General features: G+C 63.2%; 22 protein-coding genes and 1 pseudogene. 11 read left to right on the top strand and 12 right to left on the bottom strand.

From position 1 onward, the window contains the following. Positions 1-25: 25 nt before the first annotated feature. The gene (locus tag UIB01_RS19750; protein WP_038664311.1) at positions 26-1582 is read left to right on the top strand and encodes an ABC transporter substrate-binding protein; all 1557 of its coding nucleotides are present in this window, start codon (positions 26-28) and stop codon (positions 1580-1582) included. A 59-nt stretch (positions 1583-1641) separates the two neighbouring features. On the opposite strand, the gene UIB01_RS19745 is transcribed toward UIB01_RS19750, so the two are convergent. Continuing rightward, positions 1642-2280 carry a hypothetical protein gene (locus UIB01_RS19745; protein ID WP_038664308.1) on the bottom strand — a complete coding sequence of 213 codons (639 nt, stop codon included), beginning with the start codon at positions 2278-2280 and terminating at the stop codon, positions 1642-1644. Between the two features lie 257 nt (positions 2281-2537). Here UIB01_RS19745 and UIB01_RS19740 point away from each other — a divergent pair, with 257 nt between their 5' ends. The 6 genes from UIB01_RS19740 (at position 2538) to UIB01_RS19715 (ending at position 7957) form a co-directional block, all read left to right on the top strand. Then, the gene (locus UIB01_RS19740) at positions 2538-3455 is read left to right on the top strand and encodes an aldo/keto reductase (protein ID WP_038664305.1); all 918 of its coding nucleotides are present in this window, start codon (positions 2538-2540) and stop codon (positions 3453-3455) included. A gap of 7 nt (positions 3456-3462) precedes the next feature. Further along, positions 3463-4770, top strand: a complete 1308-nt coding sequence (locus tag UIB01_RS19735; protein ID WP_038664302.1) for an NTP/NDP exchange transporter — start codon at positions 3463-3465, stop codon at positions 4768-4770. 41 nt (positions 4771-4811) lie between these two features. After that, positions 4812-5390: an Sbal_3080 family lipoprotein gene (locus UIB01_RS19730; protein ID WP_038664299.1), complete on the top strand. Its 579-nt coding sequence runs from the start codon at positions 4812-4814 to the stop codon at positions 5388-5390. Positions 5391-5521: 131 nt separating this feature from the next. Beyond that, positions 5522-5944, top strand: coding sequence for an HPF/RaiA family ribosome-associated protein (locus tag UIB01_RS19725; protein WP_038664296.1), 423 nt, complete (start codon positions 5522-5524; stop codon positions 5942-5944). 111 nt (positions 5945-6055) lie between these two features. Further along, positions 6056-6616: a histidine phosphatase family protein gene (locus UIB01_RS19720; protein ID WP_038664294.1), complete on the top strand. Its 561-nt coding sequence runs from the start codon at positions 6056-6058 to the stop codon at positions 6614-6616. Positions 6617-6745: 129 nt separating this feature from the next. Further along, a complete protein-coding gene (locus UIB01_RS19715) occupies positions 6746-7957 on the top strand; it encodes an aldose 1-epimerase family protein (RefSeq protein ID WP_038664291.1) in 1212 nt (403 codons plus the stop codon). Positions 7958-8453: 496 nt separating this feature from the next. On the opposite strand, the gene UIB01_RS19710 is transcribed toward UIB01_RS19715, so the two are convergent. From UIB01_RS19710 to UIB01_RS19675, 8 genes are all read right to left on the bottom strand, one after another. Then, positions 8454-8666 (bottom strand): cold-shock protein, encoded by a 213-nt coding sequence (locus tag UIB01_RS19710; RefSeq protein WP_014821949.1) that lies wholly within the window; start codon positions 8664-8666, stop codon positions 8454-8456. Positions 8667-9345: 679 nt separating this feature from the next. After that, complete coding sequence (locus tag UIB01_RS19705) at positions 9346-11295, bottom strand: PAS domain-containing hybrid sensor histidine kinase/response regulator (protein WP_038664287.1); 1950 nt, start codon at positions 11293-11295, stop codon at positions 9346-9348. Next, complete coding sequence (locus UIB01_RS19700; protein WP_038664284.1) at positions 11285-12157, bottom strand: sensor histidine kinase; 873 nt, start codon at positions 12155-12157, stop codon at positions 11285-11287. Before UIB01_RS19700 ends, UIB01_RS19705 begins: the two co-directional genes overlap by 11 nt. After that, positions 12150-13160 (bottom strand): ATP-binding protein, encoded by a 1011-nt coding sequence (locus UIB01_RS19695; protein WP_038664281.1) that lies wholly within the window; start codon positions 13158-13160, stop codon positions 12150-12152. The genes UIB01_RS19700 and UIB01_RS19695 overlap by 8 nt, the downstream gene beginning before the upstream one ends. Then, entirely contained in the window at positions 13157-13561 is a 405-nt protein-coding gene (locus UIB01_RS19690) for an ATP-binding protein (RefSeq protein WP_038664278.1), read from the bottom strand. The genes UIB01_RS19695 and UIB01_RS19690 overlap by 4 nt, the downstream gene beginning before the upstream one ends. Next, on the bottom strand, positions 13558-13920 hold the full coding sequence (locus UIB01_RS19685; protein WP_015278623.1) for an STAS domain-containing protein: 363 nt from the start codon (positions 13918-13920) through the stop codon (positions 13558-13560). Before UIB01_RS19685 ends, UIB01_RS19690 begins: the two co-directional genes overlap by 4 nt. Beyond that, positions 13920-14768, bottom strand: a complete 849-nt coding sequence (locus UIB01_RS19680; protein WP_038664273.1) for an STAS domain-containing protein — start codon at positions 14766-14768, stop codon at positions 13920-13922. The genes UIB01_RS19685 and UIB01_RS19680 overlap by 1 nt, the downstream gene beginning before the upstream one ends. 191 nt (positions 14769-14959) lie before the next feature. Further along, positions 14960-15859 carry a LysR family transcriptional regulator gene (locus UIB01_RS19675; protein ID WP_038664270.1) on the bottom strand — a complete coding sequence of 300 codons (900 nt, stop codon included), beginning with the start codon at positions 15857-15859 and terminating at the stop codon, positions 14960-14962. Positions 15860-15961: 102 nt separating this feature from the next. Here UIB01_RS19675 and UIB01_RS19670 point away from each other — a divergent pair, with 102 nt between their 5' ends. From UIB01_RS19670 to UIB01_RS19655, 4 genes and pseudogenes are all read left to right on the top strand, one after another. Next, a complete protein-coding gene (locus UIB01_RS19670; protein ID WP_038664267.1) occupies positions 15962-17200 on the top strand; it encodes a 3-hydroxyacyl-CoA dehydrogenase in 1239 nt (412 codons plus the stop codon). A gap of 2 nt (positions 17201-17202) precedes the next feature. Then, positions 17203-18993: pseudogene (locus UIB01_RS19665) on the top strand (acyl-CoA dehydrogenase C-terminal domain-containing protein). 64 nt (positions 18994-19057) lie between these two features. Next, on the top strand, positions 19058-20221 hold the full coding sequence (locus tag UIB01_RS19660; RefSeq protein ID WP_038664265.1) for an iron-containing alcohol dehydrogenase: 1164 nt from the start codon (positions 19058-19060) through the stop codon (positions 20219-20221). A gap of 39 nt (positions 20222-20260) precedes the next feature. Continuing rightward, on the top strand, positions 20261-20692 hold the full coding sequence (locus UIB01_RS19655; RefSeq protein WP_038664262.1) for an acyl-CoA thioesterase: 432 nt from the start codon (positions 20261-20263) through the stop codon (positions 20690-20692). 113 nt (positions 20693-20805) lie between these two features. On the opposite strand, the gene UIB01_RS19650 is transcribed toward UIB01_RS19655, so the two are convergent. The 3 genes from UIB01_RS19650 to UIB01_RS19640 form a co-directional block, all read right to left on the bottom strand. Continuing rightward, the gene (locus tag UIB01_RS19650) at positions 20806-21267 is read right to left on the bottom strand and encodes a YMGG-like glycine zipper-containing protein (protein ID WP_038664258.1); all 462 of its coding nucleotides are present in this window, start codon (positions 21265-21267) and stop codon (positions 20806-20808) included. A 209-nt stretch (positions 21268-21476) separates the two neighbouring features. Beyond that, positions 21477-22325 carry a formate dehydrogenase accessory sulfurtransferase FdhD gene (gene fdhD, locus UIB01_RS19645; protein ID WP_038664255.1) on the bottom strand — a complete coding sequence of 283 codons (849 nt, stop codon included), beginning with the start codon at positions 22323-22325 and terminating at the stop codon, positions 21477-21479. Between the two features lie 88 nt (positions 22326-22413). Then, the gene (locus tag UIB01_RS19640) at positions 22414-24975 is read right to left on the bottom strand and encodes a hybrid sensor histidine kinase/response regulator (protein WP_038664252.1); all 2562 of its coding nucleotides are present in this window, start codon (positions 24973-24975) and stop codon (positions 22414-22416) included. Positions 24976-25091: the final 116 nt, after the last annotated feature.

Here is a 25091-nt window from a genome sequence, read left to right as displayed (position 1 = left end):
TTCGTACAGGGCTCAGGAGGCCACCGTGATTCACAAAAAACTGTTCACCTTATCTGCCATAGCTGCCTCGGTGCTGCTCGCAGGCTGCGCGGATAAGCTGGTTGTGGCTTCCCATGCCCGGCTGACCAGCCTTGACCCGGTTACCAGCACCGCCTACGTCACGCGCAGTCACGGTTACATGATTTATGACACATTGTTCGCACTTGACGAGAATCTGACGCCGCGTCCGCAAATGGCGGAAAGTTGGACATCTTCCAGTGACCTGAAAACATGGAAGTTCAAACTTCGTGATGGATTGAAGTGGCATGATGGTAACGCAGTGACGGCCGAAGATTGCGTGGCGTCATTGCAGCGTTGGGGTCAGCGTGATGGTAATGGCCAGCAACTTTTCCAGAATATTGAAAGTTTGACGGCCGATGGTGATAAAAGCTTCGTTGTCGTATTGAAGGAGCCGGACATCAGTATTATTCAGACGCTGGCAAAAGTTTCGGTAAACGTACCGTTCATGATGCCCAAGCGTATTGCGCAGACTGACGCGTTTACCCCCATCACCGAAGCCGTCGGTTCGGGCCCATTCATCTACAAGGCGGACAAGAAAACAGCCGATACGGCTGTTTACGTACGGAACCCGGATTACGTGCCTCGGCGAAATCCCTCGTCGCTGGCGGCCGGAGCGAAGATTGCCAAGGTGGATGTGGTCAAGTGGCAGTATTTCCCCAATCAGGAAGAAGCAGTCCGCAAACTGATTGATGGCAAAGTCGACTATGTGGAATCGCCGTCTACCAGCCTGGTGTCGCTGATGGAAGGCAACGAGGACGTTACCGTAGCCTCGACCGATCCGCTGGGTAACGTTGCCATGGCGCGGTTCAATCACCAGCAGGCCCCCTTCAACAATGCCGGCGTGCGCCGCGCGGTGTTGATGGCGATGCAGCAGGATGCCTATATGTCGGCGGCGTTGGGCGACAGTCGTTACTGGCGCAATTGCTACTCGGTGTTCCCGTGCGGCACGCCTCTGGCCAACGAAGCAGGCAGTGAGGTGATGAAGAGGGGGGATCTGCAGGCGGCCAAGCAGGCCCTCAAGGATGCCGGTTATGACGGCACGCCCGTGGTACTGCTGAATCCGACCGATATGCCAGTCATGGCTGCCTTCACCAAGGTAACAGCCGATCTGCTGCAGGAATTAGGTATGGTCGTTCAGGTTCGCGACATGGACTGGGCCATGCTGCTGGAGCAACGTGAGCGGCGCGTGTCGGTAGCGGACGGCGGCTGGAGCATGTTCCACACCTGGTGGAACGCGGCAGACCTCGCCGACACCTCGGCCATCGCCTTCTCCGGCGACGCCAAGACTGGCTGGTATGGATGGGCCGAGGACGCCGAACTCGAGCAGTTGCGCGCGGCGGCGGCAAAAGCGACGGGCGCCCAGAAGGCCGACCTGGCCGCGCGCATTCAGCAACGGCTGTGGGACATCGGTGCGTTCGGTGTGCTGGGCCAGTTCTTCGAACCTGTTGCCTTCCGCGCCGATCTGCAGGGCATCACATCGCCGATGCAGTTCTACTGGGGTGTTTCTCGCGAAGAGGAATGATCCGACTGTGCTGAATGAACAAGGCCCGCCAATGGCGGGCCTTGTTCATTCTGAAACGGCTACTGGTTTGGATAAGGCTTGACCCAGCCCGACAGCTCGAAGAAAAGGTCGCCCAAGTCGCGATAAGGCCCAGCGGCGGGGCTCCAGCGGTCAACGAGGTGGTAGCGGCCGCGATCGTTGCCTTCGATGACCCATTGGCCGCCGTGACTGCCATAGAGATTGCCTGAAGTCGGAAGACGCCAGAACTCGGCGTTTTTCAACGCCGTTTGCAGTTGCTGCCAGTCGCCACTGTCAAGACGCCTGTGGGTATAGCCGGTCAGGCTGCCAGGGTCGGTGGTCCCCCAGCCGGACAACTGAAACGCGTACAGCATGATCGCATCGCCCGTACGCGTGATGCGGATCGCCACGGGATGCCCCTGACTGTTGAGCCAGAGCAGGCGATAGCTCTGCGCATTGGCAGAGTGACCGCAAGACAGCGAAGGCTCGCCGACGCGCGCCAGAGGCGCGGCGTACCAGCTTCGTCGCTGATCGTCCGATGCCGGGTAGTGCCTGGGAAAGCTATCGGCTGGAAAGTAGTAGTTCGGCCCGGAGCAGCTTGCTGGCGGTGGCAGGCTCTGACAGCCGTAAAGGGCCAATACCAAGCCCAGCGTGATTCCGCGCAACGTTGTCGGTGTGGGTGAAGCCATGAGCCCAGCCATGCGTTATATCCGTTCGAACGACGATAACTGCACTATGGGCCATTGCGTCGGTGGATCACTGACCAGGCTCAAGCGCTTGCGATTTCTTGACCTGCCCGGGGCAGCCGGCCGGTCACTGCACCCCACCGGCCGCATCAGCAACATCAGGAAAAGGGTTATCCGTCACGTTCGCAGCCGATTGCCGCGCGGCTGGCCATACTCGTTGGGCTCATGTCTGTCTCATTCGCTCACATCGATTTGGTTAAAGGAGGACGCCCATGTATCGCCGTCGTCAGTTTATCCAGGGCTCGGCCGCCTGCATGGCCATGGCTGCGCTTGGCCCGTTATTGCCGGCGTTGAGCTTCGCTGCGCAGGGGCTGCTGAAGAGAACCATCCCCAGCAGTGGCGAGGCGCTTCCGGTAATCGGACTCGGCACGTCGATCACGCACAACATGGATCTGGAAGATCCACAGATGTCGCGCCTGCTTGAGGTGCTGCGCGTACTGGTCGAGGGCGGCGCATCGGTGATCGACACCGCGCCGAGCTATGGCAATGCCGAGCGTGTAGTCGGTGAGCTGGTCAAGCGCTTCGGTCAGCGCGACAAGGTCTTCCTCGCGAGCAAGGTCTCCTCCACCGGCCGCGAGCGGGGCATGGCGCAGATCGAGGCCAGCTTCCAGGCGCTGCAGACCGACACCATCGACCTGATCCAGGTGCACAACCTGCAGGACACCGGCACCCAGCTCGGCCTGCTGCGCGAACTCAAGCAGGAGGGGCGGGTGCGCTACATCGGCGTGACCCACTATCTGGAGTCGGCCCACGACCGGCTGCTGGAGACGCTGAAGCAGGAGCAGGTCGATTTCGTTCAGTTCAACTACTCGGTCAGCGAGCGCAACGCCGAGAAGCAGTTGCTGCCGTATTGTGCCGACAACGGCATCGCCACCTTGATCAACCGGCCCTTCACCCGCGGCAATCTGCTCTCCCGTGTCAAGGACAAGCCACTGCCGGCCTGGGCCGCGGAGATCGATGCCAGCTCCTGGGCGCAGCTGCTGCTCAAGTTCATCCTCGCCGAGCCAGCGGTGACGGCAGTGATTCCAGCGACCTCGAATCCGCGCTACATGGCCGACAACCTGCTCGCCGGGCAGGGGCGGCTGCCGGATGCGCGGCAACGGCAGATGATCGTAGACGCCTTCCGCTGAGCGCCGAATGACTTCGCTAGCCGCACGCAGTGCTGCACTGATTAATGCCCGCCCCGGCGAGCTGCGCGCCGCATTGGCCGGCTTCGGGCTGTTCTTCTGCCTGTTTGCCGGCTACTTCATGCTGCGGCCGATTCGCGAGTCGATGGGCATTCAGGGTGGTGTCGAGAACCTGCAATGGCTGTTCACCGCCACCTTCTTTGCCATGTTGCTGGCGGTGCCGCTGTTCGCCTGGCTCAACTCGCGGGTGGCGCGCATCCATTACATCGATTGGGTGTACGGCTTCTTCTGCGTCAACCTGCTCGTGTTCGCCGGGCTGTTCTTCCTGCTGCGCGACAGTATCTGGCTGGCGCGGGTGTTTTATGTATGGATATCGGTCTACAACCTGTTCGTGGTGTCGGTGGCCTGGAGCCTGATGGCCGACGTGTTCGACGCGCCCCAGGCACGCCGGCTGTTCGCCTTCATTGCCGCCGGCGCCAGCGTCGGCGGGCTGGTGGGGCCGGCCACGAGCGCCTTGTTGGTGGGTGTGCTCGGCCAATACGGGCTGATGCTGCTGGCGGCACTGCTGCTGGCCGTGGCGGTGGCGATCAAGCACTACCTGATGACCTGGCGCGAGTTGCTGGGTGCCGGCCGCCCTGGTGCCGAGCATGCCGAAAGCCCGAAACGTCCGGTAGCCGGCAACCCGTTCAGTGGCCTGACTCGCGTGCTGGGTTCGGGCTATCTGCTGGGCATTGCGGCATTCGTGTTGCTGTTGACGACCGCCAGCACCTTTCTCTACTTCGAACAGGCGCGTCTGGTCGCCGAGCTGTTTCCGGATCGTGCCGAGCAGGTGCGGGTGTTCGGCATGATCGACTTCGTAGTGCAGGCCGGCGCATTGCTGTCGCAGCTGTTCATCACCGGACGGATCGCGCAGCGGCTAGGCGTGCGCGTATTGCTCGCGGCCGTGCCGGCGCTGGTCTGTCTCGGCTTCGTTGGCTTGGCCCTGGCACCGACTTTTGCAGTGCTGGCTGCGGTGATGATTGTCCGTCGCATCGGCGAGTACGCCTTCGTCCGCCCGGGTCGCGAGATGCTCTTCGCGCCGTTGGATGCCGAAAGCAAGTACAAGGCGAAGAACTTCATCGACACCGTGGTCTACCGCGGCGGCGATGCCTTGAGCGGCTGGGCCAAGAGCCTGCTCGACAGCCTCGGCCACGGCGCCTGGCTGGTCGCCCTGGTCGGTGCCGTATGCGCGGCAGTCTGGGCTGTGTTGGGCTGGTTTCTCGGTGGCCGGGCGGACCGAGCCAGCAAGCGAACCGACAAGACTCGTCATTCTGGTTGATGGCACAATGCCGTCTCTTTGGTTCTAGACAGGACGTCCATATGCGCGCCGCGCCGCTGCCCGTACTTTTCGCCATGCTTTTCATGACCGGCTGCAGTATCAAGCAGACCGTTACTCCTGCCAGCCTGTCGGCCGAGCTTGCGCCCGAGATCTGCACCATTCCGGCTGTCGGGCTCCGGGCCGGCTTCAATACCACCTATCAACAACTTCTTCGGGACAAGGGCTTCAAGACCCGGCAGCTTGCCGCGGGCAGCAGCCCGACTCGTTGCCCGTTAACTACGACCTATACCGGTACGTGGCGTTGGGACCTGCTGTTGTATATGAGCTATGCCGACATTCGTGTCTATGAAAATGGCCGCCAGGTCGGTCAGGCCGAGTATGACGCGCGCTGGGGCAGTGGCCGACCAGACAAATTCATCAGCGCCGAGGACAAGATTGCCGAGCTGACCCATCAGCTATTCCCCCACGGCGCCCAGGGCCTCGGTGCGGTTGCTGAGCAGCCGGTCGATGTGCCGCTGAGCAAGGATGCCTATCGCCAGCACCAACTCAAGCAGCTGATGAGCGAGAACCTGCCGTACGATCAGTACCACCAGCGCTACCGCGAACTGATGCAGGATTGACCGACCCGAAGAATCAGGTTTTTTGCGACCTGCAGCCGGCTCGCTGGTTCGCAACCGGACGAAGCACCTGAACCTCGCCGGCGCGCACGCCTCGAAGCCTAGTAGGTACGTCATCTATCAGGAGTAGTCGTATGCATGTTCAAGTCAATAGCAACCACATTCCCGGCAGTGTCGAGCTGCACGAGTGGGTCGGCACGACCGTAGAGGATCGGCTCGAGCGCTTCGATGATTTTCTCACTCGAGTCGAAGTTCATATCAGCGACGAGAACGCGCAAAAGGCTGGTGCCGATGACAAGCGTTGCCAGATCGAGGCTCGCCCCAAAGGTCATCAGGCCGTGTCGGTGACGCACAAGGCTGAGTCTTTGCAGCTCGCTGTCGATGGCGCCGCGGACAAGATGCAGCACGCGCTGGAGCATCTGATGGGCAAGCTGGACACCCGTGTGCTGTCCAGTGGAGAGCTGAACGATCCGCTGCTCGACGAGCAGCCCCAGGCCGTCAAGGATGCGATGCTCGAAGAAGAATTTCTGGAAAAGCAGGACGAGCTGGACAGGTGACCCCATCGCCCCCGGCTACGTGCCGGGGCGATACACACCGCCTCCATTTCCCTGTCTGCTTGCCGCTAGGCCGATGCTTTGGCGGACCAGCCCTGCGTATCCGGTAGTTAAATGCAGATCATCCTCGTGCGGCACGGTAGACCCGACCACGGCGTGGCGCGCTGGAGTACGCCGGTCGGCATGAAAACCTGGGTCGAGCGCTACAACGCCGCCGATGTCGTCGCCGCCGAGCGGCCGGACAGCCTGGTCGCGCTGGCGGGCTCGGTTGGCATCGTGGCCTGTAGCTCCGTGCAGCGCTGCATCGAATCGCGCTCGTATCTGGAATGCGACTGCTGCGAGGTGCCTGATCCGCTATTCGCCGAGCCGCACCTGCCATACCCGGAGTGGGGCCTGCCGCTGTTGCCGTCGCGCTTCTGGCGCCTGACGTTCCGCACGGCCTGGTTCTTTGGTTTCGCCAGCCATACCGAGCCTGTTCATGAAGCAACCGAGCGTGCCAGCGCCGCGGCCGATCGATTGATCGAACTGGCTGAGGCCAATGCAAGTGTGTTGCTGATGGGGCACAGGATCATGAATGCGTTGATCGCACGGCAGCTTCGTCAGCGCGGCTGGCGTGGTCCCGCGCTGCCGCTGCTCACCGGCTACTGGCAGCCGAGTCGCTACACCAAAGGCTGAAAGTCACTCAGCTGTCATCGTTCCAGACACGCGTTCCGCTGCCTTCGGTCATCCAGCAACCGCTTTGGCTTGCCAGATGAAACGTTTCAGCTACCTTGAGCAGGAGTCATAACAACAAAGGGAATCCCCATGACCCGTTTGCAGCTTCTCCTCGGCCTGGGCATCTGCCTGGCCACCCCTGCCATGGCCTGGGAACAGGTGCTGATCGACCACAACAAGCCGGCGAAGAACTGGCGCATCACCAGCGAAGAGCTGGGCATCGACGCGCCGACGCCATTCTCGGTCAGCATGCGTACCTTGCATGGCGGCCGGCAAGAAGGCGTCAGCCTGATCGAGATCGACAATGGCAGCATGCGCATGATCGTCGTGCCCACACGCGGCATGAACGTGCTGGAAGCGGTGGCTGGCGATGTACGCCTGGGCTGGGATTCGCCGGTGGATGAAGTGGTCAATCCAGCCTTCATCGAGCTCAACGGGCGTGGCGGGCTGGGCTGGCTCGAGGGCTTCAACGAGCTGGTGACCCGCTGCGGCTTCGAATGGGTCGGCCACCCCGGCGAGGACAACGGCGAACTGCTCACGCTGCATGGCCGTGCGGCCAACATTCCGGCCTCGCGGGTGGTGCTGCAGATAGACGAGAAGCCGCCTTATGCCATTCGCCTGCGCGGCGAACTGCAGGAGAAGGCCTTCAAGAAACTCGACTTCGCGATTCTCACCGAGCTCAGCACCGAGCCGGGGCGTGCTGGCTTCTCGTTGCACGATACGCTGACCAACCAGGGCGACTACGCCAAGGAATACCAGGTGCTATACCACACCAATTTCGGTACGCCACTGTTGGAGGAGGGCGCGCGGTTCGTGGCGCCGGTCAAGCAGGTTTCTCCGTTCAACGCCCGCGCGACCAAAGAGCTGGCCGACTGGCAGCATTACCGCGGGCCGAGCAGGGACTACGACGAGACGGTGTTCAACGTGGTGCCCTATGCGGACGAGCAGGGCCAGACCCTGACCATGCTGCACAACCGGGCCGGCAACCTTGGTGTCAGCGTCGGCTTCAATACCGCCGAGCTGCCGGTGTTCTCACTGTGGAAGAACACCGATACCGAGAAGCAAGGCTACGTGACCGGCCTGGAACCAGGCACCAGCTATTCCTACAACCGCCGCTATCAAAGGCCGCTGGGGCTGGTGCCGACGATCGAGCCGGGCGAGCAGAAGCACTTTCGGGTGAGCTACGAACTGTTGGCCGATAGCGCCGCAGTGGATGCTGCACGCAAACAGATCGCTGCGCTGCAGGCCGGCCGTGATACCGAGATACGCAACGAGCCACTGGTTGATCTGGACAAGGACTAACAGGGTATCGGATGGGGGCGATACGCGAGCCCTTGTGGCGGCGAACAGCTGCTTCCAGAACGCAAGGCCAGAGACCAGCAAAAGGATTTGGGCGCTTCCGCAGCCGGCATGGGCAAATGCAAAAGTTCCCCATGGCGCGGAGGTATAGCGAAAGGCTTACAAGAAGGTGCGGTGTTCGCCGCTTTTGTAGTCTGCAGCAGGTAATTAATCTACACCCGCTCTGAAGCACAGGACGTGCTCAGGATCAGGAAGATCGACCATCGCCAGGACGGCACTCGAAGGGACTTCGGAAAGGTCAGAAAAAACCCGCTTCGGCGGGTTTTTGCTTTTCTGGCCGAAACGGATTTCGCTGCAGCATCGGGATATCGTCATTTGACCCCTGTGGCTTCAGGGCAAATGTCTTCAATTGCGTTCGTCCCGCTTGGAACACGCGCTGCTAAATATTGCGCACAAAAAAAAAGCCCCGCCGAAGCGGGGCTTTTTTATATCAGGCGTCTTAGGAGACTTGAACCTGATCGGCCTGCATCCCTTTCTGGCCTTTAGTAGCCATGAAAGAGACCGCTTGGCCTTCGCTCAGGCTTTTGAAGCCCGTGCTTTCGATTGAACGATAATGAACGAAAAGATCTTCGCTACCATCGGTCGGCGTGATAAAGCCGAAACCTTTTTCATCGTTGAACCACTTGACTGTGCCATTTTGACGAGTAGACATGAGTATCTCCCAGGTTGTTTGAAGGCTGCAGCACTGAAGCATTCAGCGCCGAGACTGAGAAGCGAGAAGCAAAACGAACCGAGGAGATGAAACAGAAACATCATGCCGGGTGTCGAAGTGTTAATTGCGAAGCAGTGGGGGCGAATATACGCACATTTAACTATATGTACAGTTTTATCTTTTGTTTGTGCTCAATCCGCGTCAGCTGATAATTGCTTTTTTCAGTTTATTTCAGGCTTAACTAGCTGTTAGTTATCAATATTGTGTGCGGATAACACGGCCTAAATAAATTATTCCAAAAAAGCTGCTTGGCGATAATTATTAGTTTTTGAAGCACCGTCCTCCTGTGACCGTGCCCGGAAAGCCCTGGTGGCTTCCAGCGTGAGGTTTGCCTGGCGCCGCAGAACGCTGTGTTGGCTTCGGTATAGCAAAAGGCTTACAAGAAACGCCGTCATCGGCTCTTTAGGGCCTGCATCAATGTGATTAATCTGCACCCACTCTGACGCGCAGGATGCGCTCAGGATCACGGATGATCGACCACCGCCAGGAAGGCAGCCGGAAGGATTCGGTACGGTCAGAAAGAACCCGCTTCGGCGGGTTTTTTGTTGCCCCGAGAAAAGCGCCATCAGCCTGATGCGTGCATGTCGGCGGAGCGGCGGCGGATGGCTTTTCGGCACTATCAGGTTTCGTCGAGCAAGCCGCGGATCTTGATCAGCAGGTCTGCGCCCTCGAACGGCTTGAGCACCAGTTCCATGCGCTCATCGACGAAGCCCTCGCGACTGGATGCGTTCTCCGCATAGCCGGTCATCAGCACCACTGGCAGTGTCGGGCGCTCGCGGCGTGCCCACTCGGCCAGCTGGCGGCCGGATAGGCGGGGTAGCCCGACGTCAGTCAGTAGCAGATCGATTGATGGGTCGGCCTCAAGCAGCGACTGGGCGGTTTCCACATCGCCCGCCTGGCTGCAGCGGTAGCCGGCCTCGATAAGCGTCTCGGCGATCAGCATTCGCACGCTGGGCATATCCTCCACCACCAGCACATGTTCATGGCCAACCAGGCGGATTGCGCTATCGAGCGTCGCGGTGGGCGTCGCTGTCTGTTCGCCGTCGCCGGCGGGCAGCAGCAGGGTGACTTCGGTTCCCGCGCCAAGCGTGCTGCGGATGCTCGCGTCGCCGCCCGACTGCAGGGCGAACCCGTAGATGCTCGACAGACCCAGCCCAGTGCCACGCCCTTGGGGCTTGGTGGTGAAAAAGGGGTCGAACACCTTGTCCAGCACGCCGGGCTCGATGCCTGTGCCGTCATCGCTCACGCACAAACCGATGTAGCGCCCGGCCGCGAGCTCCGGCTTCTGGCTGGCATCCGATGCGAAGGTACTGATGCGAATATGCCCGCCTTCGGGTAGCGCATCGCGGGCGTTGATCACCAGGTTGAGCAGGGCACTTTCGAACTGGCTGACGTCTACCCGCGCCACCGCGGGCTCGGCGGTGAAGTGGAACGTCAGCCTGATGCGTTCGCCGATCGTACGCCGTAGCAGGTCCTCCAGTGAGCGGATGCGCTCGTTGAGGTCCAGCGCCCGGGCATCGAGCGGCTGTTTGCGGGCAAACGCCAGCAGGCGATTGGTCAGTGACGCCGCACTGCGCGCCGAGCTGAGCGATGCATCGGCAAAGCGCAGCACGCTGTCGGCGCGACCCTCGATGATGCGCTGTTTCATCAGCTCGATGCCGGTGATGATGCCCGTGAGCAGGTTGTTGAAGTCGTGGGCAATACCGCCGGTGAGCTTGCCCAGAGCGTCCATTTTCTGCGCCTGCAGCAGCTGCTCTTCGGTGCGTGCTCGTTCGGCGACTTCATGGGCGAGCTGGCTGGTGGTGGTCGCGATTCTCTGCCGTTGGACGCGCTCGCGCAGCCGCTGTTCGGTTACGTCCTCAACGAACACCAGGCCAAGACCCTGTGCGCGGTACGGCGATATCTGCCATTCGGTCTCGCGGGTCTCGCCGTTGACCTGCATCTGCAGCGGCGTGTGCCATCGGTCGCCTGCCTGCAGATGCGCGCGTAATTCGGCGAGTACAGCCTCCTGCCCAGCGGCGAAGCTTTGCGACAGAGGCGCGGACGGGCCGACGGTACCGACCAGCAGTTCGAACGCATGATTGCATTCATGCAGCTGCAGTTCGGCGTCGAGCACCGCGATGGGCGCGGCGACATGGAAGAAGATTTCCCGGAAGCGCGCCTCGCTGTCACGCAACGCGCGTTCGGTATCGCGCACCCGCAGCAACGTGCGTAGCGTCGCCAGCAGCACGTCGGGATCGACTGGGTGAATCAGGTAGGCATCGCCGCCAGCATCGAGGCCGGTAATGATGTCGTTGGTCTCGATGGAGGCGGCTGAAACGTGTATCAGCGGCAGCAGAGCGGTGCTTGGATCGGCGCGCAGCTGGCGGGCGATGTCGAAGCCGCTCATGTCCGGCAGGTTGACGTCGAGAATCAGCGCATCTGGCGCGGCGTTGGCGACCAGTTCCAGTCCTTCGCTACCGGTTCCGGCTTCCAGCACCTGATAGCCGTGGCGTTCCAGCACCCGGCGCATCGCGTAGCGCGTGGTGGCGTTGTCGTCGACGATCAGCAGGCGGTTGTCACGCACCATCGAAAGGCTCCGCTTGAATCGCTAGAGGAAGGATGACGTAGAACTCCGAGCCCTTGCCCGGCTCGCTTTCGAGGCCGACACGGCCGCCGAGCAGTTCGGCGAAACGCTTACACAGTGCCAGGCCGAGGCCGGTGCCACGCAGGCGCTTCTGCAGTGGCGAGTCCACCTGGGCGAAGTCTTCGAAGAGGCGGTCGTGCAGTTCGGCGGCGATGCCGATACCGGTATCGCTGACGGCGAAGCGTACCTGCTGCGGGTTCTCCATCCGTGCCGACACACGTACTTCGCCCTGCGGGGTGAACTTCAGGGCGTTGGAGATGAAATTGCGCAGAATCTGCGCAAGCTTCTTGTCATCGGTATAGAGGCGCGGGATGCCGTCGGGCTCTTCAAAGATGAGGTCTACCGTCGAGCCCTCGACGATGGGGCGAAACATGCCGCGCAACGCCGAGAACAGGTCGAGCATGTCGAACCAGGCCGGTGAAATGCTCACGCGTCCGGCCTCGATCTTGGCCAGGTCGAGCAAATCATCGACCATCTCGCTCAGTTCGCTGGCGGCTGAGCTGACGAAGCGCACCTGTTTATGCTGTTCTTCACTCAACGGCCCGTCCAGTTCATCGCTGAGCAGGCGGGTGATGCTGAGTATCGAGCCCAGTGGTGTGCGGAACTCGTGGCTCATGTACGACAGGAAGCGGCTCTTGAGGTCCGAGGCCTGGCGCAGTTGCTCGGCCTGAGTGTCGAGCTCCGCATAGAGCGCCAACACGCCCTGATTGGTTTCTTCGAGCTCGGCGCGCAGCGATTCGTTTTCGCGGCGCAGCTGCTCGAGCTGGCCGGCGTCGCCGGACTCCGGGAGCGTCGGGTCAGTCACGAGGAGCCTCCAGATTGAGTGCCAGCACGGTCACGTCGTCGCGACCGCGGCAGAAGTCCCGATGCAACAGTGCGGCGATGATGGCCGGGTGTCGGTGAACGAGACCGGGGTAATCGCGCAGGTTCCAGCGGGTTTGCAGACCATCGCTGTAGAGCACCACGAGCCGCGCCTCGCCCAGCGGATAGTCGAAAACATGCGCCTTGCGAAAGCGCACGCCGACGATACCGGGGTGCGAGGCAAGGCCGCGCGAGCCATCGCTACCAATCAGGCTGGCGCCGATATTGCCGATGCCGGCGAAGTCCAGCACCTGACGCTGGCCGTCGAAGTGTGCGATGGCCGCCGCGCCACCACGACTGCCGCTCATCGCCTGGTGCATGCTGCTGAACAGTGTGAACGGCGAGTCCAGCGGGGCTTCTGCAAACGCCACGGTGCCTGCCTGAGCGGCCTGCTGGGCAAGCTCGCCATGGCCGATGCCATCGATGACCAATGCACTGCAGCGTTGCCCATCGAAGGCCAGGTGCCAGGCGTCGCCACAGCTGGTTTCGCCCGGGTAGGGATGCTGGCTGACGCCGTAGCGCCACTGCGGCGGCTGCACGCCACGGGGAAACAGCTGCGCCAGCACCACCGAGCCGCGGGCATCGGAATAGGCGTCGAACACCTGCGCCTGCCGCGCCAGCGCGCCGAGTCCTATGCCCTGAGTGCCCCGGGTGGAAAAGCCGTCCGTCAGGCACTGATTGAGGTCGAAGCCCGGCCCGCGGTCGACCGCGATGATCTCCACACCGCGCCCCTCGCGTCCATACACGGCGCGCAGATGCAGCTCGCCGCGTCCGGCATGCTTGAGTACGTTGCTGCCCAGTTCGGTAGCCAGCAGGGCGACGCGCCCGGCATCGGTCGTGTCGAAACCATGCTGTTCGGCCAGCCGCTGGGCAACCCGACGGGCGTGGCCGATCTGGCTGCTGTCTTCGATCAGCAGAACCTGAGTGACGCTTCCCTGAACGTTCATGTCCACCGCGTGATGGTGATTCGGGTGCCCACACCGACCGTGCTGTCGAGTTCGAACTCGTCGACCAGTCGTTTGGCGCCGGTTAGCCCCAGGCCAAGCCCGCTCCCGGATGTCCAGCCATCAGTCATGGCCAGCTTGATGTCGGCGATGCCCGGGCCTTCGTCGCGGAAGGTCAGGCGCACGCCGACGCGGGCGCCGTCCTCGATCAGCTGCCAATCCATGTCGCCGCCGCCGCCATAGACCACGGTGTTGCGCGCCAGCTCGCTGACCGCGGTGACCAGCTTGGTCTGGTCGATCAGGCGCATGGCGCATTCCTGGGTCAGCTTGCGCACGGTCTGCCGCGCCAGCACAACATCCTGTTCGAGGCGCACCGGCTGGCTGCCGCTGCTGCGCACGATCATTGCGCGGCCACGCGGGCGCGCAGCAACTGCATGCCACGCTCGACGTTCAATGCGGTGCTGACGCCGGGAAGCTCGAGGCCGAGTTCGACCAGGGTAATGGCCACGGCCGGTTGCATGCCGACCACTACGGTTTCGGCGTCCATAATCCGCGACAGGCCGGAGATGGTGCCGATCATGCGACCAATGAAGGAATCGACCATGTCCAGCGCGGAGATGTCGATCAGCACGGCCTTTGCCGAGGTTGCGCTGATGCGCTCGGCCAGGTCGTCCTGCAGGGTCAGCGCCAGTTGGTCGTGCATGTCGACCTGGATGGTGACGAGCAGAAACTCGCCCATCCGCAGAATGGGTATGCGGTCCATTAGACGGCCTTCGTCACGGTGAGGCCCGAACGGCGCAGGGCCAGGGCGAGGGCGTCGGCCAGGCTGGCCTTCGTGACGATGCCTTGCAGGTCGAGGCCCAGGTGCACGATGGTCTGCGCGATCTGCGGACGCACGCCGCTGATGATGCAATCGGCACCCATCAGGCGGATGGCGGTAACCGTCTTCAGCAGGTGTTGGGCAACCAGCGTATCGACCGTCGGCACGCCGGTGATATCAATGATGGCGATTTCCGAACCGGTATCGACGATGCGTTGCAGCAGCGACTCCATCACCACCTGGGTGCGCTGCGAGTCGAGGGTGCCGATCATCGGCAGGGCGAGCACGCCGTCCCACAGTTTGACCACCGGCGTCGACAGCTCCAGCAGCTCTTCCTGTTGGCGCTTGATCACCTCTTCGCGGGACTTCTGGAAGGTGCGTACGGTGTACAGGCCCAGGTTGTCGATCAGCTCGGATACCGCCCACAGCTGCTCGGCGAATACCGCCGGCTCGTTGGCGTATTCGCTCTGCAGCAGGGTCATCAACGGACGCTTGATGGCAAAGATGAAGCCAGCGGTCTGTTGCGAATCCATGCCGAGCAGCGCGCGGCTGCGCGAGAGCTTTTCCAGATACAGGCGCATGCCGTCCCAGCTCGGGCCATTGATGTCGGCGGAGCCGTCTGCCGTTCCGCTGATCAGCTGGCGGATCAGGTCGGTGGTCTGCTGCGCCAGTTCTTCCGCCTTGAGGTTGTGATAGCCGCCCAGCTTGTGCAGGTCGGCTTTCCAGCTGCTGAGCAGTTCGGCCTGGTTGCGAGTGATGGTGTCGAGGGTGCGTTGCAGCAGGGCTGCCATAGGTCTAGCTCCAGATTTGATTGATCGTCCATGTTCACCATGGCGCACTAGCAAGAATAGATATCGGGCTTGCTGCGATGTTCCGCGCAGCAGGCAAAGCTCGGTTGCTTTGCGGGTATTTCCGACAAAGAAGCTGGGAGATGGTAGCAAATAGGCATCAAGTGCAGCATTCGTTTCGCCGCGATCACCGCTCAGGCGGGCGCAACCGCATCGATCTGCTCGATCAGCCACTGCAACGCCGAGTCGTTCTGCCGCTGCGCGACGCTGACGATATCCAGCGCGAAGGTACCCAGGTCGAACGGCAGATCGAACAGCTGCAGGGGGAGCAACGTAGCGAAATAGCGCGCCAGCTGGGTCGGCAATACGGCCGCGAGGTCGCTGCTGGCGACGATATGGGCGGCCTGCAGGTAGTTCGGTGTGGTGTAGACCACCTGACGTTCAAGCCCCTGCGCCTCCAGCCACTGATCGACCATGCCGCGGGTCTGGCCGCCATGCACCCACAGGTGGCGCAGGCGCAGAAACGCATCCAGATCCAGGCCCGCACTGAGCAGCGGATGGTCGCGGCGCACCGCTACCTGCAGCGTCTCGCTGGCCCAGCGGCGTGCATGAAAGCGTGAGGGCACGTCTAGAAAGCGCCCGAGCACCAGGTCGACCTCGCCATTGTCCAGCGCTTCGACCGGCAGCGTTGGCGTCAGGTGCTGGATCGCCAGCTGAATGCCGGGTGCATGCTCGGCCAGCCGCCGCATCAGCGCCGGCATGCAGATCAGCTCGACATAATCGGTGACGGCGATGCGGAAACGCTGCTGGCTGCGCGCCGGATCGAAGGCTTCGCCGGCAATCAGGCTGTGCTCGATCTGCTGCAGCGCATGGCGAATCGGCGCTTCCAGTGCCAATGCCCTTGGCGTCGGCTGCATGGCTCGGCCGGCGCGCACCAGCAACGGGTCGTCGAGCAACTCACGCAAGCGATTGAGCGCGTTGCTGACTGCCGGCTGGCTGAGCGACAGCCGCTCCGCCGCCCGCGAGACGTTGCGCTCGCGCAGCAGGGCGTCCAGCACACGGAGCAGGTTGAGGTCGAAGTTGTAGATATTCATTTGGTGAATCCGAAACATCACAAGACTAAATTTCAAAAATAGTAGCGTCTTCGTCTATGGTTGGTCTCCAGTTTTTCCAGCCTTGCAACGAGGACAGCTGCAATGAGCCAAACCCGCTTCGATATCCAGACCGCCGCCGTGATCGGCGCCGGCACCATGGGCCGCGGCATCGTCATGAGCCTGGCCAACGCCGGCGTGCAGGTACGCTGGCTGGACAACAATCCCGAGATGCTCGAACAAGCACTGGGCACGGTGGCCGATACCTACGCGCACAACGTGCGCCAGGGCCGGATCGATGAGGCAGAAGCGGCCGCGCGGCGCGGGCGTATCGCCAAGGCGGCCGACTACCAGGCGCTGGCGGACGTGGATCTGGTGATCGAGGCGGTCTACGAGAACCTCGAACTCAAGCAGAAGATCTTCCGCGAGCTGGACGGCATCGTGAAGCCGGGCGGCATCCTCGCCAGCAACACCTCGGCGCTGGATATCGATGCCATTGCCGCGGTCACCAAGCGCCCGGAGCAGGTCGTGGGCCTGCACTTCTTCAGCCCTGCGCACATCATGAAACTGCTGGAAATCGTCCGCGGCGCGAAGACCTCTAAAGCGGTGCTCGACGCCTCCACCGAACTGGGCAAGCGCATGGGCAAGGTCAGCGTGATCGCCGGCAACTGCCAGGGCTTCATCGGCAACCGCATGCTCGCCACCTATGTGCGCGAGGCGCGGATGATGCTGCTCGAAGGTGCCTATCCACATCAGGTCGATGCTGCGCTGCAGGGCTTCGGTTTTGCCATGGGCCCGTTCCGCATGTATGACGTGGTCGGCATCGACCTGGAATGGCGCGCCCGCGAACTGGCCGGCAAGGGCCAGGATGAGGCTGAAGTGCAGATCGACAACCGCCTCTGCGAGCTGGGCCGCTTCGGCCAGAAGTCGCGCATGGGCTACTACCGCTATGCCGAGGGCAGCCGTCAGGCCGAGCATGACCCCGAAGTGGACGCGCTGGTGCAGCGCGAGTCCGAGCGGCTCGGCTTCCAGCGTCGCGAGATCGGCAGCGAGGAAATCCTCGAGCGCTGCCTGCTGGCGCTGGTCAACGAAGGCGCGAAGATCCTCGAGGAAGGCATGGCCGAGTCCAGCAGCGACATCGACACTGTCTATCTATACGGCTACGGCTTCCCCGCTGAAGTCGGCGGGCCGATGACCTGGGCTGATCGCCAAGGGTTGCCGGCCATCCGCGACCGTCTGAATGCGCTGGCTGAGCAACACGGCCCACACTGGCGGCCTGCCGAGCTGATCGACAGCCTGGCGACGCTAGGCGGCCGCTTCGTCGATTACAAGAAGGAGGCTTGAGCATGGAATACAAGGCGCCCCTGCGTGACATGCGCTTCGTGCTGCACGAGCTGTTCGACGCTACCGCTCATTGCGAGCTGCTCGGCAATGGCCTGGATCGCGAGCTGATCGACGGCGTACTGGAAGAGGCCGCCCGCTACACCGGCGGCGAAATCGCGCCGCTCAATCGCAACAGCGACGAAGAGGGCGTGACCCTGGATAATGGCGAAGTCCGCACGCCGCAGGGCTTCGTCGAGGCGTACAGGCAGTACGTCGACAACGGCTGGGCGAGCATGACTGGGCCGACCGAGTACGGTGGCCAGGGTTTTCCGCAATTGGTCGCCTGCAACTTCCACGAGATGCTGATGGGCGCCTCGCTGTCCTTCCGCATCTACTCGGGCCTGACCGAGGGCGCGGTGCTGGCGCTGTACAAGCACGGCAGCGACGAGTTGAAGAACGCCTATCTGGAAAAGCTGGTCAGCGGCAGTTGGAGCGGCACCATGTGCCTGACCGAGCCGCAGGCCGGTACCGATCTCGCCTTGCTGCGCACCAAGGCTGAGCCGTAAGCGGACGGTAGCTACAAGGTCAGCGGCAGCAAGATCTTCATTTCCGGCGGCGAGCACGATATGAGTGAGAACATCGTGCATCTGGTGCTGGCGCGCCTGCCGGATGCGCCGGCCGGGGTGAAGGGCATCAGCCTGCTCTTGGTGCCCAAGTTCATCGCCAACACCGATGGCACGCCAGGCGTTCGCAACGCGCTGTCCTGCGGCGCCATCGAGCACAAGATGGGCATCAAGGGCGCGGCCACCTGCGTAATGAACTTCGACGGCGCCACCGGCTGGATCGTTGGCGAGCCCAACCAGGGCCTGGCGTGCATGTTCACCATGATGAACGACGCGCGGTTCCAGGTCGGCTTGCAGGGGCTCGGGATCGCCGAACAGGCGTATCAGGGTTCGCTGGCCTATGCCCGCGAACGCTTGCAATCGCGTGGCCTGGCCGGCGTGCAGCACCCGGACAAGGTCGCCGACCCGATCATCGTGCATCCGGATGTGCGCCGCATGCTGCTCACCCAGAAGACCCTGGTCGAAGGCAGCCGCATGCTCGCGGCCTACTGCGCCCGGCAGCTGGACCTTGAGCACGGCCACCCCGAACCGAGTTACCGCAAGGCCGCGAGCAAGCGCGCGGCGCTGCTGATCCCCATCGTCAAAGCCTTCTTCACCGATATGGGGCAGGAAGTCGCCAGCCTCGGTGTGCAGATCTATGGCGGCCACGGTTACATCCGCGAGTGGGGCATGGAGCAGCTGATGCGCGACAGCCGCATCACCCAGCTCTACGAGGGCACCAACGGCATCCAGGCGCTGGACTACATCCGCCGCAAGCTGCTCGGCGATGGCGGCGCGGAGCTGTCGGCGCTGCAGGCGGAATTCAGCGAGGTCTGTGACCGGCAGATCGACCGGCCCGCACTGCACGAGATGGCCAGCAAGGTGCAGGCGCGCATCGGCGAATGGCGTGAGCTGAGTGCCGAGATCATTGCCGCGACTGGCCGTGATCCGCAGGAGATTGGCGCGGTGTCGGTGGATTTCCTCCAGTACTCCGCCTACGTCCTGTTGGCCGGGCTGTGGCTGCAGGCGGCAGGTCGCGCGCAGGACGCGCTGGAGCAGGGCAGCGCTGAAGAAGCGTTCTATCAGGCCAAGCTGGCCAGTGCGGATTTCTACCTGCGCCGTGTGCTACCGCGGGCGAGTGCGCATCGGGAAGCGATTCAAGGTGGCGCTGACTGCTTGATGGCGTTGCCGGAAACGGACTTCGCCTTCTGATTGCGTCTACGTAACGATCCGGCAGCGCTTCTCATCGGGGCGCCGCCATTCCACAGGAGGCAGCATGCATCCGTTCAGCTTTGCCACAACCGCGCAATTGATCTGCGAGCCCGGCTCTTCTCGCCGTTTGGCCAGTCTGTGCAAGGAGCGCGGCGCGCGTTCCGTACTGGTCGTCACTGATCCCGGGATTACCCGTTTCGGCCTGCTCAACGAAGTCCTGCCTGGCTTTGAGAGCGAGGGCCTTGTGGTTGCCGTTTACGACCAGGTGATCGCCGACCCGCCAGAGCACATCGTCATGGCTGCGGTCGAGCAGGCCAGGGCGGTTGGAGCCGATCTGATCATCGGCTTCGGTGGCGGCAGCTCGATGGATGTCGCCAAGCTAGTGGCACTGCTGGCTCATCCGGACTGCAGTCAATCGCTGCAGGATATCTATGGCGTCGGCAACGCCCGCGGCCAGCGCCTGCCGCTGATTCAGGTGCCGACCACTGCTGGCACCGGCTCGGAGGTCACGCAGATCGCCATCATCACCACCGGCGAAACCACCAAGATGGGCGTGGTATCGCCATTACTGCTGCCCGATCTGGCGCTGCTCGATGCCGATCTCACCCTCGGCCTGCCCCCAGCGGTGACCGCCGCCACCGGTATCGACGCCATGGTGCACGCCATCGAGGCCTACACCAGTGCATTGAAGAAAAATCCCATGTCCGATTTGCTGGCGCGCGAGGCGCTGCGCCTGCTGGCCGCGAACCTCGATGAGGCGGTGCGCAACGGGCAAAACCGCGAGGCTCGCCAGGCGATGCTGCTCGGCGCCTGCCTGGCGGGTCAGGCGTTCGCCAATGCGCCGGTTGCCGCCGTGCATGCGCTGGCTTATCCATTGGGCGGCAACTTCCACATTCCGCACGGTCTGTCCAATGCCTTGGTGCTGCCGCAGGTGCTGCGCTTCAATGTCAGTGCGGCGGCCACGCACTACGGCGAACTGGCGCCGATCATCCTTGGCGAGCGCCTGCGCAGGGATGATCCATCCACCTATGCCGAACAGCTGATCGAGGAGTTCGAGCAGATGAGCGCCCGCGTTGGCTTGCCGACCCGCCTGCGCGATGCCGGCGTGCCGGAGGCGATGCTGCCGCAACTGGCGAAGGAGGCGATGCTGCAGCAGCGCCTGCTGGTGAACAATCCGCGCGAAGTGACCGAGGCCGATGCCCTGGCGATCTACCGGGCGGCCTACTGAGCGCACCCTTCATCTCATTGCGCACCGCGGAGAACGACCATGTCCGAGCAACCCAAGCACCTGCGCCGCGACTACAAGCACTTTCAGCCGATCACCACGCGCTGGCACGACAACGACATCTACGGCCACGTGAACAACGTCGTCTACTACGGTTTCTTCGACACAGCCGTGAACAGCTACCTGATCCAGCACGGCGGACTGGATATCCAGGGTGGCGACATCGTCGGTTTCGTGGTCAGTTCGGCCTGTGACTATTTCGCCTCCATCGCCTATCCGGACCTGATCGAAGTGGGCGTGCGCGTGGCCAAGCTTGGCAATTCGTCGGTGCAGTACGAACTGGCGATCTTCCGGGAGGGCGAGAAGGAGGCCTGCGCCGCGGGGCGCTTCGTGCATGTGTTCGTCGAGCGGGCGAGCAATCGGCCGACCGCGATTCCGTCGCGGCTGCGTGCGGCGCTGGAGGCCCTGGCGTAGACGCTGGATTATCGGCCGACGGAAACGAGAACGCCCGGAGGCGGCAGGGCCGAATCCGGGCGTCTTTGCAATGAGACTGCGTTGCCAGGCCGCTAGCGCGGCCTGGCCGGGTATTAATGGTGCTTGTGACGATGCTTGTAGTGCCCCTTGGCCTTGCCGGGCGGGCCGTAGTAGCGGCTGTCACGATAGCGGCGATCACCCCGGTAGCGGTCGTCATCATCATCGCCGTAGGCATTACCGATCGCACCACCGGCACCGCCGCCGACCGCTGCGCCGATCAGGCCGCCGGTGCTGCCACCGACCTTCTGGCCGATGACGTTGCCGCCCGCCGCGCCCAGGCCACCGCCGATGGCCGCTTCGGTGCGGCTGCGCTTGTCTGCGCCAACCATGCCGCCGGCGGCACCACCAACACCGGCACCGATGGTGGCACCCGTGGAGCCACCCAGATGTTCTCCAACCACGGAGCCAAGTGCACCACCGAGCGCACCGCCGACGGCGGCTTCGGTGTTACTGCCGGCAAAGGCCGCACCGCTGAGCAGACTGGCAGACAACAGGAAAATCGAGGCGTACTTCATGGTGTGATCCCGTATGTGGAATTGCGGCGTGATCCTTACCCGCCGCTTCGCTTCCGACAAGGGCTTCCCGATGAAATGCGTGATGCAGTTCAGCTTTGTTAACTATTTGATATTGAACGGGAACTTTGGATTGCTGCGGTGGTCTCGGCTAGTTCCCAGGCCTCGCCGATAGAGCGCTGCAGGCGCGCGAACGAAGGCCTCGACTAGGCTCAGCAGCTGCTTTGCGCCGGCGTAGCCGGGCTGTAGACGCGCGGCGGACTATGGTGCGGCAGATGGATGAGATTCAGGTTGTGCTGCTGTGCCCACTGTGCGGCAAGCCCGGTGGGAGAGGACAGGCTCACCAGTGTCGGGATGCCGGCCCGCTGCACCTTATGCACCAGCTCCAGGCTGCAGCGACTGGTCACGATCGCCAGCCCACCCTGGGCGCTGTGCCTCGCCCGAGCCATGGCGCCGATCAGCTTGTCCAGCGCGTTATGTCGGCCGATATCCTCGCGACCCAGACGGATCTCGCCGCTGGCATCCATGAATAGCGCGGCGTGCACGGCACCGCAGTCGCGACCCAGTGGCTGAAACTCACCGATGCGCTGGCGCAGGTCCAGCAGCCAGTGCGAAGGCGGCAGCGCGGACCGCGGCATCACCGGCAGTCGGGGCAGCGCCTGCTCCAGCGCCTCGACCCCGCACAACCCACAGCTGCTGTTGCCCGGTAGCTGGCGGCGTTGCTGCTTGAGGCGCCAGAAGGCGCGGCTGGCTATCTCGACTTCTGCCCTTCGCGCATTGCCGCGGCCATGCAGACGGATGTCGTAGATATCGTCCAGCCTGTCGACGAAGCCATTGGCCAGGCTGAAACCGACCACGAAGTCCTCGAGGTCGGCCGGTGAAATCATCATCACTGCCTGGCTGAGTCCGTTGTAGGCAATCGCCAGTGCGCATTCCTCGGCGAGATCGACCGTGCGCTGCTCGGGCTCGTCGATTGGCTGGTAGCAATAGCGCTGGCTGGCCCCGGCGGGCGATTGCACGGCACCGGCGCATTCAGTGGTCAGGCGAGACGGAGCGTTCATCGGCAGCTGGTCCTGAATGATCCTACAAGGCCGGATGCCTGAGAGCGGCCGGCGGATAGGGTTATGACCCCATCCGGCCGCGGACGATTCACCGTTGGTCGTTCTCCGCCAGCATGTCGCGGACGCGCTTGGCCAGCGCGTCCAGGTTGAATGGTTTGCTGATCATGTCCATGCCCGGTTCGAGAAAATCCGCGCTGGCCGCCTGTTTGGCATAACCGGTCATGAACAGTACCGGCAACCCGGGGCGCTGCTGCCGCGCGACATCGGCGAGCTGGCGGCCGTTCATGCCGGGAAGGCCGACATCGGTGACCAGCATATCGACGGCTTCGGTGCTTTCGAGGAGGCGTATCGCCGCATTGCCGTCCGCGGCCTCCAGTGCCTGATAGCCGAGCATCTCCAGCACATCGATCACCAGCAGGCGCACCGCCGGATCATCCTCGACGACCAGCACGGTCTCACCCTGCTGTGCCTGAAGTGGGCCTTCGACCTCGCTGGTGGGTATGACCGCGGCGTTCTGCTCCTCGAACACCGGCAGATAGAGGCTGACCTGGGTGCCTTCGCCGGGTTCGCTGGTGATCTGTATGTGGCCACCAGCCTGGCGGGTGAAGCCGTAGACCATCGAAAGACCGAGCCCGGTGCCCTGGCCGATGGGTTTGGTGGTGAAGAACGGCTCGAAGACGCTGGCCAGCACCTTGGCGGTCATACCGCAGCCGCTGTCGGTCAGGCTCAGGATCACATAGCGGCCGGCAGCCAGATCGCCCACTTCGCCCTGCCGGAACAACTCGACATTGTGGGTTTCCAGCAACAGGCTGCCACCTTCGGGCATGGCGTCGCGGGCGTTGATGACCAGGTTGAGCAGGGCGCTTTCGAGCTGGTTCTCGTCGCTCGATACCGGCCACAGGCCCTGCTGCAGGCGGCTGTCGATCTGGATGTGGCGGCCCAGGGTGCGACTGAGCAGGTCGTGCATCGACTCGATCAGCTGGTTCAGTTCGACGCGCTTGAGATTCAAGGGCTGCCGTCGGGCAAATGCGAGCAGCCGGTGGGTCAGCGCGGCGGCGCGGTTGGCCGAGGTCACCGCGGCGTCGATGAATCGCTGGGTCTCGCCGTGGCGGCCGGACTGGATGTAGCGCTGGATCAGGTCCAGGCCGCCGATGATGCCGGTCAGCATGTTGTTGAAGTCATGGGCGATGCCGCCGGTCAGCTGGCCCACGGCTTCCATCTTTTGCGCCTGACGCAGGGCTTCCTGCGCCTGCTCGCGGCTGGCCATTTCCTTGAGCAGCCGCTCGTAGACCTCCGCCAGCGCCTGGGTGCGCTCCTGAATGCGGCTCTCCAGTGTCTCGTTGAGCTCGCGTAGCGCCTGCTCCGCGCGCCAGCGTTCGGTGACATCCAGCGCCATGACGAAGAAGCCCAGCACGCCGCCGTTAGCGTCGCGACGGGGTAGGTAGTGCACCAGCATTCGACGCGGCTGGCCGTCGCGGTGCGGGCTGTCCGCCTCGAAGGTCACGTCCTGGCCGGCCAGGGCGGCGCGGATATTTGTCCGGCGCTCAGCGTAGCCGGGCTCGCCGAGCACCTCGCGGGCGCTTTTGCCCAGCAGCCATTCGGTCGAATGACCGAACCACTCGGTGTAATAGCGATTGTTGAAGCGAAAGCGCTCGTCGGAATCGATGTAGCCGATCAGTACCGGCAGTGCATCGGTGATCATCTTCAGCTCGGCTTCCCGTTGGCGCAGCGCGTCTTCGCTGGCCTGCTGGCTCGTGATGTTCATCACGGCGCCGGGAAAGCGCACCGGTCGGCCCTGCTCGTCGCAATGGCAGCGGCCGCGCGCCAGCGCCCAGCGTGTCTCGCCGTTCGGCATCTGCAGTCGGTAGCGCTGGTCGAGGGTGCCGCGTTCGGCGATGCAGCGTTCGAGGGCGGCGCGCAGTCGCGGCGCGTCCTGCGGGTGAACGTGATCAAAGAAGGCTTCGCTGCTCAGGCCCTTGGGACCGGATCGCTCCACCGGCAGAATGCGGGACAGTTCCGCGCCCAGTGGAATTTCGCTCGTCTGGATGGCCCAGTCCCAGATACCGATCAGGTCGCTGGCCTCAAGTGCCAGCTGCAGGCGTTGCTCGCTGGCCCGGTGAACCTCGGCGCTGAGCTTGTAGTGCAGTGCGGTTTGCGACAGGCGGGTTTCGGTGCGCACACGCTCGCTGGTTTCGCTCAGACACAGCAGCAGGCCGCCGATGCTGTGTGGAGTGACGCGGATCGGGCTGAGCGCGAGGTCGAACCAGGCTTGCGCCTGTACACCTTCACGGTCGACCACCAGTTGCTGATTGCGCAGCACCCGTGGCTCGCCGCGGCGGGCGGTGTCACAGGCTGGAGCGAGCAGTTCCCAGGTCATGCCCCAGCGATGGCAGGCCGGCTGGCCAAGTTCGGTCGGATGGCGGTCGCCGATCAGCGCGGCGTGGGCGTCGTTGTACAGCTGCAGCGCCTGGTCGCCCCAGAGGATGCACATCGGCAGGGGCGCCTCGAGCATGGTGTCCAGCAGCAGTCGCAACGCCGGCGGCCAGGTGTCGGTCGCGCCGAGCACGGTCGCGCCCCAGTTGAACCGGCGAATTCGCTCGCTCATCTCGCTGTGACTATGGGGCCAGAGCTCGGCGCCTACTGCTGCCATGTTGCTTCCTATCGATCATCCGTGGCTGAACTACGAGTCGACGGCTTCTGCTGCCTTCGGATCGCTGTTTCGATGCGTGTCGGCCCGGCTCGTCCTGAGCGGGTTTGCTGCCGACG

Source organism: Stutzerimonas decontaminans, from assembly GCF_000661915.1.
Taxonomy (GTDB): domain Bacteria; phylum Pseudomonadota; class Gammaproteobacteria; order Pseudomonadales; family Pseudomonadaceae; genus Stutzerimonas; species Stutzerimonas decontaminans.
This window is presented reverse-complemented; position numbering and strand designations above follow the sequence as displayed.